The sequence below is a fragment of the Streptomyces sp. Sge12 genome (genome assembly GCF_002080455.1).
Taxonomy (GTDB): domain Bacteria; phylum Actinomycetota; class Actinomycetes; order Streptomycetales; family Streptomycetaceae; genus Streptomyces.
Genome location: NZ_CP020555.1, coordinates 2,914,980 through 2,931,874 on the forward strand (window position 1 = coordinate 2,914,980; position 16,895 = coordinate 2,931,874).

Annotated in this window: 12 protein-coding genes; 3 read left to right on the plus strand and 9 right to left on the minus strand. The window is 74.1% G+C overall.

Features of this window, described 5'->3' with window-relative positions:
- Positions 1-54: 54 nt before the first annotated feature.
- Together B6R96_RS12610 and B6R96_RS12615 are read left to right on the plus strand one after the other, a co-directional pair.
- Positions 55-1,197, plus strand: a complete 1,143-nt coding sequence (locus tag B6R96_RS12610) for a ThiF family adenylyltransferase (protein ID WP_081522503.1) — start codon at positions 55-57, stop codon at positions 1,195-1,197.
- Positions 1,198-1,252: 55 nt separating this feature from the next.
- Positions 1,253-2,581: an ABC1 kinase family protein gene (locus B6R96_RS12615; protein WP_053167867.1), complete on the plus strand. Its 1,329-nt coding sequence runs from the start codon at positions 1,253-1,255 to the stop codon at positions 2,579-2,581.
- Positions 2,582-2,603: 22 nt separating this feature from the next.
- Here the strand turns inward: B6R96_RS12615 and B6R96_RS12620 are convergent, their stop codons facing one another.
- From B6R96_RS12620 to B6R96_RS12640, 5 genes are all read right to left on the minus strand, one after another.
- Complete coding sequence (locus tag B6R96_RS12620) at positions 2,604-2,810, minus strand: hypothetical protein (protein WP_078626260.1); 207 nt, start codon at positions 2,808-2,810, stop codon at positions 2,604-2,606.
- Between the two features lie 100 nt (positions 2,811-2,910).
- Positions 2,911-3,240, minus strand: coding sequence for a hypothetical protein (locus B6R96_RS12625; protein ID WP_030385926.1), 330 nt, complete (start codon positions 3,238-3,240; stop codon positions 2,911-2,913).
- Positions 3,237-3,608: a WhiB family transcriptional regulator gene (locus B6R96_RS12630; protein ID WP_030385925.1), complete on the minus strand. Its 372-nt coding sequence runs from the start codon at positions 3,606-3,608 to the stop codon at positions 3,237-3,239. Before B6R96_RS12630 ends, B6R96_RS12625 begins: the two co-directional genes overlap by 4 nt.
- Positions 3,609-3,805: 197 nt before the next feature.
- Positions 3,806-4,117, minus strand: a complete 312-nt coding sequence (locus tag B6R96_RS12635) for a hypothetical protein (protein ID WP_030385924.1) — start codon at positions 4,115-4,117, stop codon at positions 3,806-3,808.
- 179 nt (positions 4,118-4,296) lie between these two features.
- Entirely contained in the window at positions 4,297-6,471 is a 2,175-nt protein-coding gene (locus tag B6R96_RS12640; protein WP_078937666.1) for an ATP-dependent DNA helicase UvrD2, read from the minus strand.
- A gap of 170 nt (positions 6,472-6,641) precedes the next feature.
- Here B6R96_RS12640 and B6R96_RS12645 point away from each other — a divergent pair, with 170 nt between their 5' ends.
- Positions 6,642-6,902, plus strand: coding sequence for a mycoredoxin (locus B6R96_RS12645; RefSeq protein ID WP_030011087.1), 261 nt, complete (start codon positions 6,642-6,644; stop codon positions 6,900-6,902).
- Positions 6,903-7,021: 119 nt separating this feature from the next.
- On the opposite strand, the gene nudC is transcribed toward B6R96_RS12645, so the two are convergent.
- The 4 genes from nudC to B6R96_RS12665 all read right to left on the minus strand — a co-directional run bounded on the left by nudC (position 7,022) and on the right by B6R96_RS12665 (position 16,708).
- Positions 7,022-7,978: an NAD(+) diphosphatase gene (nudC, locus tag B6R96_RS12650; RefSeq protein WP_189972245.1), complete on the minus strand. Its 957-nt coding sequence runs from the start codon at positions 7,976-7,978 to the stop codon at positions 7,022-7,024.
- 54 nt (positions 7,979-8,032) lie between these two features.
- Entirely contained in the window at positions 8,033-9,442 is a 1,410-nt protein-coding gene (locus B6R96_RS12655) for a dipeptidase (protein WP_053167994.1), read from the minus strand.
- Positions 9,443-9,452: 10 nt separating this feature from the next.
- Entirely contained in the window at positions 9,453-13,178 is a 3,726-nt protein-coding gene (locus tag B6R96_RS12660; protein ID WP_237291405.1) for an ATP-dependent DNA helicase, read from the minus strand.
- 86 nt (positions 13,179-13,264) lie between these two features.
- Entirely contained in the window at positions 13,265-16,708 is a 3,444-nt protein-coding gene (locus B6R96_RS12665; RefSeq protein ID WP_081525081.1) for an ATP-dependent helicase, read from the minus strand.
- Positions 16,709-16,895 lie beyond the last annotated feature (187 nt).

The window sequence follows — 16,895 nt, forward strand, 5'->3', positions numbered from 1 at the left end:
GGGAAACGGGCGGCTCGGATGCGCCCGGGATATCGGGATCGAGGGGGACGGGACATGTATCCGAAGGTGAAGCCGGCGCTGGCGCGGGCATGGCGGGATCTGCAGACGGTTCAGTTCGGGGTGACGCCCGCCCATGCGGTGGTGCTCGCACCCGTGGACACGGCGACGGGCACGCTGATCGACCGGATCGACGGGACCCGGGGGATGGAGTTACTGCGGACCGAGGCCCGCGGAATGGGACTGCCGGACGGCCGGGCCGACGAGGTGGTCAGGACGCTGGCGGGGGCCGGCCTGCTCGACGACGCCACGGCGGGCGGCCCGCGGGCCCAGGCCCTGCGGGGGCATCCGGAGACCGTGGAGCGGCTGGGGCCGGACCTGGGTTCCCTGTCGCTGGTCCACCGGGAGCCCGGAGGGGACTTGCGGGGGATGGCCGCCCGCCGGGCGATACGGGTCCGGGTGCGCGGGAGCGGCCGGGTGGGGGCCGTGATCGCCGCGGTCCTGGCGGCAGCGGGCGTGGGCCGGGTCGAGGTGCTCGACGGCGGCCGGGCGGAGCCGGCGGACGTGGCGCCGGGCGGGCTGGATCCCGCCGGCGTGGGCCGGCCGCGTGCGGAGTGTGCGGGCCGGCTGGTCCGCGAGTCGGCGCCGGGCCGGGCCCCGCGGGCCGGCGAGGACGAGGGGGCGGAGCCGGGGCTGTCCCTGGTGGTGGTCGCGCCCCGGGACGGCCTGCACGCGTGGGCCCCGGATCCGGACACCGCGGCCGACTGGGTCTGCGCGGGCATCCCCCACCTGTACGCGGGGGTGTTGGAGGGCACGGGCCTGGTGGGACCGCTGGTGCTGCCCGGTGCGACGGCCTGCGCGGGGTGCATGGAGCGCGACCGCGTGGACCGGGACGCGGCCTGGCCGAGGATGCTCGTCCAGTGGCGCTCGGCCCACCGCCGCCGCGGGGGCGCCGCGTGCGACCTGGGCCTGTCCACGGCGGTGGCCGGACTGGCCGCGGCCCACGCCCTCGCCTTCCTCGACGGCGGACTTCCCGCGTCCACGGCGGCCCGCTGGGAGGCGGCCCTCCCCGCCCTCCACTGGGAATCCACCCCGGTCCTGCCCCATCCCGACTGCCCCTGCGGGGCGGCCGGGGAGCGCACGGACACCCGGCGGGAAGCTGGAGAAGGTGCCCTCCTCCGAGCCGCGAGGAGGCCATGACAGGATGCGGAGAACCGCTGTTCGCGGCGCAGCTGTCTGGGACATGGAGGGGCGTATGTCTGATCTTCCCCGGAAGGCGGTCACCCGTACCGTCAAGCTGGCCGCGCTGCCGCTCGGCATCGCGGGACGGGCCACGTGGGGGCTGGGCAAGCGGATCGGGGGCAAGTCCGCGGAGATCGTGGCGCGCGAGCTCCAACAGCGCACCGCCGAGCAGTTGTTCCGCACGCTCGGGGAGCTGAAGGGCGGTGCCATGAAGTTCGGGCAGGCCCTGTCGGTCTTCGAGTCGGCGCTGCCCGAGGAGGTCGCGGGGCCCTATCGGGCGGCGCTGACCAAGCTTCAGGAGGCGGCTCCGCCGCTGCCCGCGGCGACGGTGCACCAGGTGCTGACGGACCGTCTGGGTGCCGACTGGCGGGACTTGTTCGAGGAGTTCGAGGACAAGCCGGCCGCGGCGGCCTCCATCGGGCAGGTGCACCGGGCGGTGTGGCACGACGGGCGGCAGGTGGCCGTCAAGGTCCAGTACCCGGGGGCGGGCGAGGCGCTGCTGTCGGACCTCAAGCAGCTGGGCCGGTTCGCGGGGCTGCTGGGGCCGCTGATCCCCGGCATGGAGATCAAGCCGCTGATCAAGGAGTTGCGCGACCGGGTCGCGGAGGAACTCGACTACGAGCTGGAGGCCGAGGCCCAGCGCACGCACGCGGACGCCTTCGTGGACGACCCGGACGTGGTCGTGCCGGAGGTCGTGCACCAGGGCGACCAGGTGCTGGTGACCGAGTGGATGGAGGGGACCCCGCTGTCGGAGGTGATAGCCGACGGCACCCAGGAGGAGCGGGATCGCGCCGGACAGCTGCTGGCCCGGTTCCTGTTCTCCGGGCCGGCGCGCACCGGTCTGCTGCACGCGGACCCGCACCCGGGCAACTTCCGGCTGATACCGGGGGCGGACGGCCGGATGCGGCTGGGGGTCCTGGACTTCGGCACGGTCGACCGGCTGCCCGGCGGCTGGCCCAAGCCCATCGGCAGGTCGCTGCGGATGACGCTGGACGGTGACGCCGAGGGGGTCTACGGGCACCTGTGCGCCGAGGGGTTCGTGAAGGAGTCCATCGAGCTGGACCCCGACGCGGTGCTGGACTACCTGAAGCCGATCATCGAGCCCGCCGAGGCCGAGGAGTTCACCTTCACCCGGCCGTGGCTGCGCGGCCAGGCGGCGCGGATCGCCGATCCCCGCTCCCCCGCGCACCAGTTGGGCCGGCAGATCAATCTGCCGCCGTCGTACCTGCTGATCCACCGTGTGACGCTGAGCACCATCGGGGTGCTGTGCCAGCTGGGCGCGACGGTGCGGCTGCGGGACGAACTGGACACCTGGCTGCCGGGGTTCGCCGCGGCCGAGTGACGGCCCCGGGGCGGGCCCTGCGTCACCACCAGGACGAGTCGAGCCTGCCCTCGATCGCCCGCAGGTTGGCGCGCGCGCAGTCGACGCAGAAGTACTGTCTGGTCCCGTTCTCCACGGAGCAGGTCCAGGTGGGCGGGATCTCGCCCGGGGGCCTCGTGCCACAGCTCGCGCAGACGACGGGCTGGGCCTCGGATCCCGACGGGCCGGGACGGTGAGTCGGCTGGTCCACCTCCAGACGATATCCCCGTCCGCGGCGGAGAGCGGTCCGCAACGCACCGGGGGGACCGGTCCGTGCGGACCGGTCCCCCCGGGGATGCTGTTTTCGGCTATCAGTGCATGACGGCCATGGCCAGCGCACGCCGGGCGCGCATGGAGACGCGCTCGGCACGCCGCTGCATGCGGCGGGCGGCGACCAGGCGTACGGCGTGACGTTCGACGTCCACCTCACGCATGAGCTCGTCCATATGGGCACGAGCCAGGGCTTCTGGGATGAGTTGCATTTCGCGGGTCCTGTTCTGACGCGAGGTCATCGCGCCGGCGGTGATGAAGTCTGCGTGGGCGGCGCCGTGGGGCTGCTCGCTCGTGGTGTGGGCGGTCATGAGGGCCTGCTTCAAGGGGTCGTGCGTCAAGGGGCGGTCGATGGTTCCGATGGCGGTCATGCCGAGACAACCGGGTTCTTGCGCGGACGGCCACGGGGACGCTTGCGGGCGACGACGACACCCTGGACGAAGAGCTCGCCACCCCAGACACCCCAGGGCTCGCGGCGCTCGATCGCCCCGGCGAGGCAGGCCTCGACCAGCGGGCAGGTGCGGCAGAGGGACTTGGCGTACTCGACGTCGGCCGGGGACTCGGCGAAGAAGACCTCGGGGTCGAAGGTGCGGCACGGTACGGGCACACCGAGGTTCTCGATGGCGTCGTCGAGCGCGGTGAGCGCGGTGAGCGGGGTCAAGGTGTGGTCCTCCGGGACTGCGGGCGGGGAGATCAGTTGGGTCTGCGGTACGGACGGGGCGTGCGCTTCGAGTTGCACGGTGGTTTCTTCCTCGTCTTGTTCGGCTAGTCGTTCCGGCCGGTCGGCCGGGTTCGGCTGGGTTGTGCTCTCACACCGACTGGCACTGCCAGTCCCGAGACCCCTTCGCTCCGTCGCCCCCGGTCGGGGACAAACAGAAGGGCCGCGGATCCCGGGTGGGGTTCCGCGGCCCTGAAGGCGCCGGCCTGATCATGCGATCAGGCTGGATCACTCCAGGGTTCGAGCCCGCGGAAGGCCCACATCAGGTGGTGCTGCTGCTTCGTCTGCTTCTTCAGGGATCCGGCACCGGCTGCGGCAGCGAATCCATAGGCGCCATGCGTCTGCGCTTCTGCTGCCAGTACTGCCACCGGTGCCTGGGTCGGTCGCTCATTGCGCTCGCTGACCGGAAGGGTCGCCAGCAGGGCGGGGCGGTCGGCGGAAATCGCGGACACACCGGTACCCAGGATGGAGACGGAACCGAGCAGGCAGGAAGCGTCGACCGAGCGATCGGTCATTTTGGTGAAGGTCATGAAGCTGGTCACTGGTCTCGCCTCCTCTCGGCGTCTCGGGGACTCGGCCCGAGGGCCTGTCCCATGCGTATTCGGATAAGTACAGCACGGATCCAGGGCTTCGGAGAAGCCACCGTTTCCGTTGCTAAGAACCTATGGGTCTTCGCTGGGCATGTGCAAACTATTTTTCCGACGAGTTTCTACGCGTCGTCAGGATGCCCGGCCCCAACCTCCTGACCTGCGCAGATGGCCAGGACCTCGGCTCCGTACCGCGCAAGCTTACGGCCGCCCACTCCGGAGATCATCGAGAGCTCCCCCTCCTCGGAGGGCGCGGCCTCCGCGATGGCGATCAGCGTCTTGTCGGTGAAGACGCAGTAGGCGGGCAGGCCCTGCTCCTTCGACTGGGCCGCGCGCCACTCCCGCAGCCGCTCGTAGAGTCCCTCGTCCATGTCGGACGGGCAGTCCTCACAGCGCATCAGCTTCAGCTCGCCGGCCTCGGTCAGCGTCTTGCCGCAGACCCGGCACAGCGCCGGACCGCGGCGGCCGCGCCCCCGCGCCGCTCTCCCGTCCGCGGAGCCCGGGCCGGGGGCCGGGGCCGCCGAGCCCGGCCGCAAGCCGTTCAGGAAGCGGCTGGGCCGCCGGGAGGGCCTGCCGCCGGGAGCGCGGGAGAGGGACCAGGAGAGGGTCAGGTGCAATCGCGCCCGGGTGACGCCGACGTAGAGCAGCCGCCGTTCCTCCTCGACCTGCTCGTCGGTCTTGGCATAGGTGATCGGCATCATGCCGTCGGTGAGACCCGCGAGGAACACGGCGTCCCATTCCAGGCCCTTGGCCGCGTGCAGCGAGGCCAGGGTCACGCCCTGGACGGTCGGGGCGTGCTGGGCGGCCTTGCGCTCCTCCAGCTCGACCGTGAGGTCGGCGAGGGTGGCCCCGGGCCGGCCGCGGGCGAAGTCCTCGGCGAGCCGGACCAGGGCGGCCAGCGACTCCCACTGGTCGCGCACGGCGCCGGAGCCGGCGGGCGGCTCGCCGCTCCAGCCGGTGGAGCTGAGCACCGCGCGGACCTGCGGGCCGAGCTCCACGACGTCGTCGAGCAGGGGGTCGTTCCCGCCGGAGCGGGCGGCTCCGCGCAGCGCGAGGATGGCCCTCTGGACCTCCTGGCGCTCGAAAAACCGCTCGGCGCCGCGCAGCTGGTAGGGGACCCCGGCGTCGGCGAGGGCCTGCTCGTAGACCTCGGACTGGGCGTTGATGCGGTAGAGCACGGCGATCTCGCCGGCCGGGACGCCCGCGGCGATCAGGTCGCGGATGCGGTGGGCGACGCCCTCCGCCTCGGCGGGCTCGTCGGCGTACTCGGCGTAGACGGGGTCGGGACCCCGCTCGCGCTGCGAGACGAGCTCCAGCCGGTGCTCGGCGGCGCGGCCCTTGGCCTGGTTCAGGAGCCCGTTGGCGAGGTGGACCACCTGGGGGGTGGAGCGGTAGTCGCGGACCAGCTTGACCACGGTGGCCTGCGGGTAGCGGGTGCGGAAGTTCAGCAGGTGGTCGGGGGTGGCGCCGGTGAAGGAGTAGATGGTCTGGCTGGCGTCACCGACCACGCAGAGGCTGTCGCGCTCGCCGAGCCACAGGTCCAGCAGCCGCTGCTGGAGCGGGCTGACGTCCTGGTACTCGTCGACGACGAAGTGCTGGTACTGGGTGCGGATCTGCTCGGCGATGTCGTGGCGGTCCTGGAGGATGCCGACGGTCAGGAGCAGCACGTCCTCGAAGTCGATCATGCCGCGGTCGCGCTTGAGCTGTTCGTACGTGCCGTAGATCTGGGCGATCTCGGCCAGGTCCCGGGGGGCCTCGCGGCCCGACTTCAGGGCGGCCACCGGATAGTCGGCGGGCACGGTCTGGGTGACCTTGGCCCACTCGATCTCGCCCGTGACGTCGCGCAGCTCGTTGCGGTCGAGGCGGATGCGGCAGCGGGCGCCGGCCTCGGCGACGAACTGGATCTTGCGCTCCAGCAGCCGGGGCACCTCCCCGCCGACCGCTTTCGGCCAGAAGTACTGGAGCTGACGCAGGGCGGCGGAGTGGAAGGTGCGGGCCTGCACCCCGCCCGCGCCCAGGGTGCGCAGGCGGCCGCGCATCTCGCCCGCGGCGCGGTTGGTGAAGGTGACGGCGAGCACACTGGCCGGCATGAGCTGCCCGGACCGGACGCCGTAGGCGATGCGGTGGGTGATCGCGCGGGTCTTGCCGGTACCGGCACCCGCCAGCACGCACACCGGTCCGCGCAGGGTCGTCGCGACCTCGCGCTGCTCCGGGTCGAGGCCCAGGAGCACCGCGTCGGCCGAGTCGGCGGAGTCGGGGCCACCCGGGAACGATGAGGAGTGCGTTGCTGCTGTCACCCCGCCATGCTGCCAGGTCTCGTGGGTCGGGCGGGAAAGTTGTCCACAGGCAGCACGTATCAGTCGTATCAGTCACACCGGGCGCCCGGCGGCGGCCGTACGGGAATGGCCGCCGGGTCCCGTACGTTCGTGTACTCGGACCACCGAGCCCTCACGAAGGAGAGCGCAGCATGCAGGACACGGGCACCGTCACGATGTACAGCACGACCTGGTGCGGCTACTGCCGTCGGCTGAAGACCCAGCTGGACCGGGAAGGCATCGCGTACAACGAGATCAACATCGAGCTCGACCCGGAGTCCGCGGCGTTCGTGGAGAAGGCCAACGGCGGCAACCAGACCGTTCCCACCGTCCTCGTGAAGTCCGCCGCGGGCAGCGAGTCCGTCATGACGAACCCGAGCCTGGCCCAGGTCAAGCAGGCCCTCGCCGTCTGAGCGGCAGCCCGAGCGGCTCCGGGAACGGATGCGAGCGGGCGCGAACGAACGAACACAGCGGAGGGCCCCCGCCGAGGCGGGGGCCCTCCGCTGTGTCACGGAGCGGGAAGTGACGAAGGTTACGCGGCCGCCTTCGGCAGCGGCTCGCCGTACCAGAGCTCGACCAGCCGCGCGGCGATGGAAATGCCCGACGGGGGAAGCACCTCGCCCGACGCGAACGCCGCGCGCAGCTCCTCCCGCGAGAACCAGCGGGCCTCCTGGATCTCCTCGCCGTCCACCGTGATCTCCGAGGTGGTGGCGCGGGCCCTGAAGCCCAGCATCAGGCTGTACGGGAAGGGCCACGGCTGGCTGGCCACGTACTCGACCTCGCCGACCCTGACGCCCGCCTCCTCCCACACCTCGCGGATGACGGACTGCTCTATCGACTCGCCCGGCTCCACGAAGCCCGCGAGGGTGGAGAAGCGGCCCTCGGGCCAGTGCACCTGGCGGCCCAGCAGCGCCCGGTCCCGGTCGTCCGTGACCAGCATGATCACGGCCGGGTCGGTCCGCGGGTAGTGCTCGGCGCCGCAGCCCGGGCAGCGGCGGATGTGCCCGGCGGCCGCGACCACCGTGCGCTCGCCGCAGCGCGAGCAGAATCGGTGCATCCGCTGCCAGTTCTCCAACGCGACCGCGTGCACCATCAGTCCGGCGTCGCGCGGGGACAGCAGCAGTCCGGCCTCGCGCAGGCCGGCCGGGCGGGCCGACTGGTCCATGCGGCCGGGCAGCGCGTCCTTCTGCAGCGCGAAGTACCGTACGCCGTCCTCGTCGGTGCCCAGGAAGTAGCGGTGGGTCTCGGTGACCGGGGCCTCGAAGGCCGGGGTCATCACGATGCCGGTGCCGCCGTCGGGGGTGTCGTCGATGAGGACCTGCCCGCCGGAGACGACGAAGACGCGGGTCGTCGGGTGGCTCCAGGCCGCGGCGAGCCACGCCTCGTCGAGACGGTGGTGCGCGGCGCGGTCGATCCCGCTGGGCGCGGCGAGCGAAAGAGGGCGCTCGGTGAGAGGGCGCTCGGTATGGGTGCTCACAGGTACTTCCAACTCCCCCGGTGGTGGGACAGGCAGGCTCGGTACGGCAGGTGTGTGCGTCGGGTGTCAGGCGGTGGTGCGGTGGTGGGCGGCGGCGAGGTCTCCCCAGAGGTAGGCGCTCGTTTCGACGCCCTTGAGCAGGAGGTCCAGCTCGACCTTCTCGTTCGGCGCGTGCCAGCCGTCGGACGGGACCGAGATCCCGAGGAAGAGGACGGGCGCGTCCAGGACGTCCTGGAGGTCCGCCGCGGGGCCGGAGCCGCCCTCCCGCGTGAAGCGGATCTTCTGGCCGAAGGCGCGGCCCATGGCCCGGACGACGGACTGGAGGGCCGGGTGGTCCAGCGGGGTCAGGCACGGCCGGGTCGGTGCGCCGAAGGTGATGGAGTGGCGGATTCCGGCCGGGATCCCGGCCGCGACCCAGTCCCTGACGGCTGCCTCGACCTCGTACGGGTCCTGGCCGGACACCAGGCGGAACGAAAGCTTCAGGTGGGCGGAGGCGGGCACGATGGTCTTGCCGCCGGGGCCCTGGTAGCCGCCGCCGATGCCGTTGACCTCGGCCGTGGGGCGGGCCCAGACGCGCTCCAGGGTGGAGTACCCGGCCTCGCCCGCGGCCGCGTGGGACTTGGCCGTACGCAGCCACTCGGACTCGTCGAAGGGCAGCTCGGCGATGAGCGCGCGCTCCGCGTCCGTCAGTTCGGCGATGTTGTCGTAGAAGCCGGGGATCGTGACCCGCCCGTCGGCGTCGTGCAGGGCCGCGACCAGGCGGGCGGCGGCGGTCGCCGGATTGGGCACGGCCCCGCCGAAGGCGCCGGAGTGGATGTCCTGGTCCGGACCGTGCAGGTCGATCTCGCAGTCGGCGAGGCCGCGCATGCCGGTGCAGACGGTGGGGGTGGTCTCGGACCACATGCCGGTGTCGGAGACGATCACGACATCGGCGGCGAGCTCCGCGGCGCGGGCCTCGACGAGCTCGCGGAAGTGGGCGGAGCCGGACTCCTCCTCGCCCTCCACGATCAGCTTGAGGTGCACGGCGGGGGCGGCGGCGCCGGTGGCCGCCAGGTGCGCCCGCACCCCGAGGGTGTGGAAGAACACCTGGCCCTTGTCGTCGGCGGCGCCGCGGGCGTACATCCGGCCGTCGCGGATCACCGGCTCGAACGGATCGGTGTGCCAGCCGTCCGCGAGGGCGGCGGGCTGCACGTCGTGGTGCCCGTACACGAGGACCGTGGGCGCGTCCGGGTCCTCGCTCGGCCAGTGCGCGAAGACGGCGGGCGCGCCGGGGGTCTCCCACACCTCGGCGACCGGGAAGCCGGTCTCCTTGAGCTTCGCCGCGAGCCATTCGGCGCTGCGGCGTACGTCGCCCGCGTGCTCGGGCTGGGCCGAGACGGAGGGGATGCGGAGCCACTCGGCGAGGTCGTCGAGGAAGGCGGCGCGGTGGGTGTCGATGTACGTGCGGACGACGTTGTCCGGCGGGGTGTCGCTCATGCCCACGAGCCTAGCCGTCCGCCTGATGGTCACCGTCCGGGTCCGATTCGCCTTGGAGGATCCGCTCAAGACGGGCCCGGTCCGGGAGGTTGCGGGGGCGGATGACGCGGCCGCTGCGGACGTGCAGGAAGGCGGCGGAGACCCGGTCGAGGGGGGTGTTCGTGGCCTCGGCCCAGGCCACGCGGTAGACGGCGAGCTGGAGGGGATCGGCCTCGGTGGTGCGGCCGGTCTTCCAGTCGACGATCTCGTACGAGCCGTCCTCGTTCCGGTAGACGGCGTCGATCCGGCCGCGGACGACCCGGCCGGCGAGGGTGAGCTGGACCGGGGCCTCCATGCGGTGGGGGGGCCGGTCCGCGTACGGGCTGCGCTCGAAGGCCGCCTTGAGGGACTCGAGGTCGGCCTCGTCGGCGATCTCCTGGTCGGAGCCGGCGCCGGGGAGGTCGGTGACGGGGTCCAGGACATCGAGGAACGGCAGCGGCAGCTCGTCGAAGCGGGACTCCACCCAGGCGTGGAACCGGGTGCCCTGGCGGGCGGCGGGCTGCGGGGGGCGCGGCATCGGGCGGGCCAGGTCGCGTACGAAGCCCTGCTCGTCGGCGGCGAGCCGGAGCAGCTGGCTGGCGGACAGGGCGGACGGCAGCTCGACGTCGCGGACGGCCGCGCGGGCACGGCGGAGCTCGCCCTCGAGGGCGTCGAGGTCACGGTCCCAGGAGGCGACGGCGCGAGCCTCTTCGGGCACGAGGCCGCCGCTGCCGTGACCGGCCGGACGCCGATCCGCCGCGGCGGCCGCCCCGGCCGGACCCCGACGCGGGGTCGCCGCGTCGGCCGGCCCGGCCTCGCCGGCCCACGGGTCGGCCCCCGGCCACAGGTCCTCGCCCTCCGGGCCGGGCCGGCCCCCGGCGGGGGCGTCCGCGGCGGGGGTGGCCGGGTCGGATTCGTCCCCCGCCCCGCCCCTTCCCGAAACCGGGGCGCTGCCCCGGGCCCCGTGGGGCGCGCCGGTCCCCGGACGGGCCCAAGCCTCGCCGGACCAGAGGTCGTCGGGGTCCGGCCCGGCGACGTCGGCCGGGGCCGTACCGGGGCCGTCGGCTCGGCTCACGGGCCCGGGGCCGTCCGCTGCGGACTCGGGGGCCCAGGGGCCGTCGGACGGGGGTTGCGGGTCCCAGGGGTCTTCAGCCGGCCATGGCTCCTCGCAGTCCGGGGGCCAGAGGTACTTGTCCTCCTCCGGGGGCGGGGGCGGGGCCGCGAGGTAGGACTCCACCAGGGCGGCCGCCGCACGGCGCAGGGTCAGCGAGTGCGGGTCGAGCGGGAGGGGCCAGGAGTGGTCGGGGGTGGATTCGCCGGACAGCGCCGGGTTCTCGGCGGTGGGGTCGGGCTCGTCCGCCCACGCCTCGATCTCGCCGAAACCGGCCGAGCAGTGCTCGTACAGGGCCTCCAGGAACGCCGAGGGGCCGCGGCGCTTCTTCTGGCTCGGCCCCCACCAGTGGCCCGAGGCCAGCAGCAGGGAGCGCGGCCGGGTGAAGGTCACGTAGCCGAGGCGGAGCTCTTCCACCGACTTGTGGTGCTTCAGCTCGGCCTTGAAGGACTTCAGGCCGGCCGAGGTCCAGGCCGGGTCCCCGGGCAGGGTGGGGGCGTCGCCGCGCAGCGCGTACGGGAGCACCTTCGCGTACGAGGTCCAGGCCTCCGGCGGCTTCTCCTTCGGGAAGGCGCCCGCGCACAGGTCCGGGACCACCACGACGTCCCACTCCAGGCCCTTGGACTTGTGGGCGGTGAGCACCTTGACCGTGTTCTCGCCGCCCGGCAGGGCGTGGTCCAGGCCCTTCTCGTACTGGGCGGCGGTGCGCAGGAAGGCCAGGAAGGCCAGCAGCGTGGCCTCGCCGTCCAGGGCGGCGAAACCGGCCGCCACGTCCATGAAGTTCGACAGGGTCTCGCGGCGGCGGGCCGCCAGCGCGTGCGGGGAGGCGGACAGCTCCACCTCCAGGCCGGTGGCGGTCAGCACCCGGTGCAGGACGTCCATCAGCGGGTCCGCGAGGGAGCGCCGCAGATCGCGCAGTTCCTGGGCGAGGTGCGCGAAGCGGATCCGGGCCTCCGCCGAGAAGGGGAGGTCGTCCGGGGCCTGTCCGGCGCCGTCGAGGAAGGTCTCCAGTGCGTCGGCCAGCGACACGATCTCGGCCGGGTCCACGCCCTCCACGGCCGCCGCGAGGCGTTCGTCCGGGTCCGCCCCGGCGGGCGCGCGGCTCACCAGGAGCCGGGCGCGGCGGCCCAGCAGGGCCAGGTCCCGCGCGCCGATCCGCCACCGCGGGCCGATCAGGAGCCGGACCAGGGAGGCGTTGGCGCCGGGGTCCTGGAGGACCTCGCAGACGGCGACGAGGTCGGCGACCTCGGGCAGGTGCAGCAGCCCGGAGAGCCCGACGACCTCCACCGGGACGTCCCGGTCCACCAGAACGGCCTGGATCTGCGCGAAGTCCCCGGCGGAGCGGCACAGTACGGCGATCTCGCGCGGCTCCGTCCCGGTGCGGACCAGGTGGGCGACGGAGTCGGCGAGCCAGTCGAGCTCCTGCGCGTGGGTCTCCAGCAGGGCGCAGCGGACCTGCCCGGCGGCCTCCGCGCCCGGCGCCGGGCGCAGCGCCTCCACGCCCTCGTGCATGGCGCGCAGCGGGGCGGCGAGGCCGTTGGCGAGGTCGAGCAGGCGGCCGCCGCTGCGCCGGTTCTCGCTGAGGGAGAGCCGGGTGGCGGGGGTCCCGTCGGCGTGCGGGAAGTGTTCCGGGAAGTCGTCGAGGTTGGCGACGGAGGCCCCGCGCCAGCCGTAGATCGCCTGGCAGGGGTCGCCGACGGCGGTCACGGCGTGGCCGGAACCCGCGCCGAAGAGGCCGGACAGCAGCAGCCGCTGCGCGACGGAGGTGTCCTGGTACTCGTCGAGCAGGACCACCCGGAACTCCTCGCGCAGCATGGCCCCCACCTCGGGCCGGGTGGTGGCGAGCTGCGCGGAGAGGGCTATCTGGTCGCTGAAGTCGAAGAGGTCGCGGGAGCGCTTGGCGGCGCGGTAACGGGCGACCAGCTCCAGCAGTTCGAGGCGGCCGCGCACGGCCTCCGGGACCTTGCGGAGGTCTTCGTTGGTGAGCTTGGTGCCGGCGAGCACGCCCAGCAGCTCGGTGTCGTGCAGGCGCAGCCGCTCGGGCTCGACCAGGTGCTCGGAGAGCTCCCCGTCGAGCGCGAGGAGGTCGCCGACCAGGTCGGGAACGGACTTGGTGAGCGAGGGGTACGGGCCGGGGGCCTCGCGGAGCACCTTCGCGGCGAGCTGGAAGCGGGTGGCGTCGGCGAGCAGCCGGGAGCTGGGCTCCAGGCCGATGCGCAGGCCGTGGTCCTTCAGGAGCTGTCCGGCGAAGGCGTGGTACGTGGAGATGCGCGGCTCGCCGCCGGCCGCGTCGGTGTCGGCCGGGGAGGGGTCGGGGTCGGTGATGCCGGCCCGCGCCAGTGCCTTGCGTACGCGCTCGGACAGTTCGCCGGCGGCCTTGTTGGTGAAGGTCAGGCCGAGGACCTGCTCGGGCGCGACCGCGCCGGTGCCGACGAGCCAGACCACTCGGGCGGCCATGACGGTGGTCTTGCCGGAGCCGGCGCCCGCGACGACGACCTGGGGGGCGGGCGGGGCGGTGACGCAGGCCATCTGCTCGGGCGTGAAAGGGATCCCGAGGAGCTCCTTGAGCTGCTCGGGGTCGGTGAGGGCGGGCGGACGCGCGGGCACCTGAAAAGGCTAGCCGCCCCCACCGACAGCCCCGACCGGACGAACCCGGGCCGGACGAACCCGGCCGACCGCTCCGGCCGCCGACCTCACTCGACGGTCTGGCGGCCCTCCGGGCGGGCGCTGCACGAGCTGCGGAAGGAACAGTGGTCGCAGTGGCGGCCGGTCGCGGGCGCGAAGCGTTCGTCCAGGACCCGGCCGGCGGCGGTGGCCAGCAGGTCGCCGACCCACTCGCCGTCGAGCGGCTGCTGGGCCTGGATCTTCGGGACCGTGTCGCCGCCCTCCTTCTTGGGCGCGGCCTGGCGGAGCTGGACGAGTTCGGCGCCGCCGGACGCGGGGCGCAGGCCGTCGAAGACCTCGTCGACGGCGCCCTCGCGCACGGCGAGCTGGTAGACGGCGAGCTGGGGGTGGCGGGCCACCTCGTCGCGGGTGGGCGCGGACTTGCCGGTCTTGAAGTCGACGACGTACGCACGCCCCTGCGGGTCCGCTTCGACCCGGTCCATGGAGCCCCTGATGCGTACGGCGACGTCCCCGGCTTCGAGTGTGACGTCGAAATCGTGCTCCGTGGCGACGGCCGCCCGGCCCCCGCGGTCGGTGTTGTGCCAGCGCAGGAAGCGCTCCAGGGCGGCGCGAGCGTTGTCCTTCTCCTGGCGGGACTTCCAGGGGGCGTCGAAGGCGAGGGCGTCCCACACCGAGTCGAGGCGTTCCATGAGGACGGCCAGGTCGGCGGGGGTGCGTCCGGAGGCGACCTCGTCGGCGAGGACGTGGACGACGTTGCCGAAGCCCTGGGCGGCGGTGGAGGGGGTGTCGGCCTTGACCTCACGGCCGAGGAACCACTGGAGGGAGCAGGTGTTGGCGAGCTGCTCCAGGGCGCTGCCGGACAGGGCGACGGGCCGGTCCCGGTCGCGCAGCGGGACGCTGCTGCGGGTGGGCTCGTACAGGCCCCACCAGCGCTGCGGGTGCGCGGCGGGGACCAGCGGGCGGTCCTCGTCGTCGGTGAGCGCGGCGAGGCGGGCGAGGCGCCGGGCGGCCGCGTCGCGCAGGGCGGGCGAGGCGTCCGGGTCGACGGTGGTGGCGCGCAGCTCGGCGACGAGCGCGGCGACGGCGAGGGGGCGGCGGGGGCGGCCGGTGACGTCGCGCGGGGGGACGCCGAGCTCGGTGAGGAAGCGGGAGGGCTGGTCGCCGTCGTCGGCGGGAGCCTTGACGGCGGTGACGACGAGGCGGTCGCGGGCGCGGGTGGCGGCGACGTAGAAGAGCCGGCGCTCCTCGGCGAGCAGCGCGCCGGGAGTGAGGGGCTCGGCGAGACCGTCACGGCCGATACGGTCGGCCTCCAGGAGGGAGCCGCGGCGGCGGAGGTCGGGCCACAGGCCCTCCTGGACGCCGGCGACGACGACGAGGGACCACTCCAGGCCCTTGGAACGGTGGGCGGTCATCAGCCGGACGGCGTCGGAGCGGGTGGCGCGGGCCGTCAACGTGTCGGCGGCGATGTCCTCCGCCTCCAGTTGTTCGAGGAAGTTGAGCGCGCCGCGGCCGCCGGTGCGCTCCTCGGCGCGGGCGGCGGTGTCGAAGAGGGCGCAGACGGCGTCGAGGTCGCGGTCGGCGTTGCGGCCGGCCGCGCCGCCGCGGCGGGCGCTGCGCTCCAGCCGCTGCGGCCAGGGGGTGCCGTCCCACAGGACCCAGAGGGCCTCCTCGGCGGTGCCGCCGCCCTGGAGCAGCTCACGGGCCTTGCGCAGGAGCAGGCCGAGGCGTTGCGCGCCGCGGGCGTAGGCGGGGTCGTGCGCAGTGAGCCGCTCGGGCTCGGCGAGGGCGCGGGCGAGCAGTACGTCGGAGGGCGCGGGCACCTTGACGCCTGCGGCGCGCTCCTCGTCCCGCAGGGCGCGGCCGAGCCGCCGCAGGTCGGCGGCGTCCATCCCGCCGAGGGGGGAGGCGAGCAGCGTGAGCGCCGCCTCAACGCCTCCGGCGGGGTCGCCGAAGTCCCCGGGGCCCCGCCCCGGCCCGGCCTCGACGGCGTCGGAGTCGCCTCCGGCGAGGGCTGCGGCCTGCTCCGGACCGCTGGCGGGCAGGGCGTGCAGCCCGGGGGCCGCCCCCGGTCCCGGCTCGGCCGCGTCGCCGGCGTGGTCGTCGGTGCTCCGCCCCGGGCCGGCTTCGGCGGCGTCCGGGGCGCCTTCGGACGGGGCTGGGACTGGTGCGTCGGCTTCGGTGGCTGTGAGGCGGAGGGCCGTCAGGAGGGGGGCGACGGCCGGTTCGTGGCGCAGCGGGGTGTCCGTGGCGTCCGTCTCGGTGGGGACCCCCGCCGCGATCAGGGCGCGGCGCATCGCCGGGAGGGTGCGGCCGCCGGCGCGGACCAGGACGGCCATGTCCTGCCAGGGCACGCCGTCCTCCAGGTGGGCCCGGCGCAGGATGTCCGCGATGTTGTCCAGCTCGGCGCCCGCCGTCGGGTACGTGAGGACCTCCACCCGGCCGCCCTCCCGCACGGGTGCGAGGTTGCGGTGGGCGCGGACCGCCTCGGACGGCAGCCGCGGGACCGGCATCCGGGTGGTGAGCAGGCGGGTCGCGGCCAGGAGGGCCGCGCCGGAGCGGCGGCCGACGGTCAGCGCCCTGACCCGCGCGCCCGGGAAGGCCGACTCGAAGTCCAGGATGTTGTTGATGTCGGCGCCGCGGAAGGCGTAGATCGACTGGTCGGGGTCGCCGAAGGCGACCAGCGTGCCGCCCGGGCCGGTCAGGGCCCGCAGCAGCCGCAGCTGGGAGGCGTCCGTGTCCTGGTACTCGTCGACGAAGATCGCGTCGTAGGCCGAGGCGAGGGACGGCGTGCGTTCCGCGAGGAGCACCGCGCGGTGCAGGAGCTCCGCGTAGTCCAGCGTGCCCTGCATGTCCAGGACGTCCAGGTACTCGGAGAGGAACGCCGCCGCCGCCTTCCAGTCCGGGCGGCCGATGCGGTCGGCGAACGAGGAGAGGGCCTGCGGGCCGAGGCCCAGCTCGCGGGCGCGGGCCAGTACCGCACGGACCTCGTCGGCGAAGCCGCGCGTGGTCAGCGCCGCCCGCAGGTCGTCCGGCCAGCGGATGGAGCGGATCCGGCGCTGGCCCTCCAGGAGGGTGCGGACCATGACGTCCTGCTCGGGGCCGGACAGCAGCCGCAGCGGGTCGGCGAAGAGGTCGGTGTCCTGGTGGGCGCGGACCAGTCCGTAGCAGAAGGAGTGGAAGGTGGTGGCCTGCGGCGCCCGTGCGCCGCCGAGGCGCAGCGCGGCCCGGTCGCGCAGTTCCACCGCCGCCTTGCGGCTGAAGGTGAGGATGAGGATCCGGGCGGGGTCGGTGCCCGCTTCCACACGGGCGGTGACGGCCTCGACCAGGGTGGTCGTCTTTCCGGTGCCCGGTCCGGCGAGGACCAGCAGTGGTCCGCCGGTGTGGTCAACCACAGCCTGCTGCGCTGCGTCCAGCTCAGGGGGATCCACCCGTTCCGGCCCGGTGCGCACGAGGCGGTACGCGTCGGGGGTCCGCGTATGCCGCCGTTCGGTGCGGTCCGAGGAAGAGGTGATCACGTGGGGTGCCGGTCCTGGTGGGTCTGCGGGGTGTGGCGGTGCTGCCGTGACGGCTCGCGCGGAAGCCGAGGCCGCGGCGGAGGCGGGAGCCGAAGGGGCCACGCTACGGCAACCCGCCGATGCCGCGCAGTCCCCCCGGGTACCCCGGACGGGCGTTCGGACCGTCGCCCGATCGCCCGCCCCG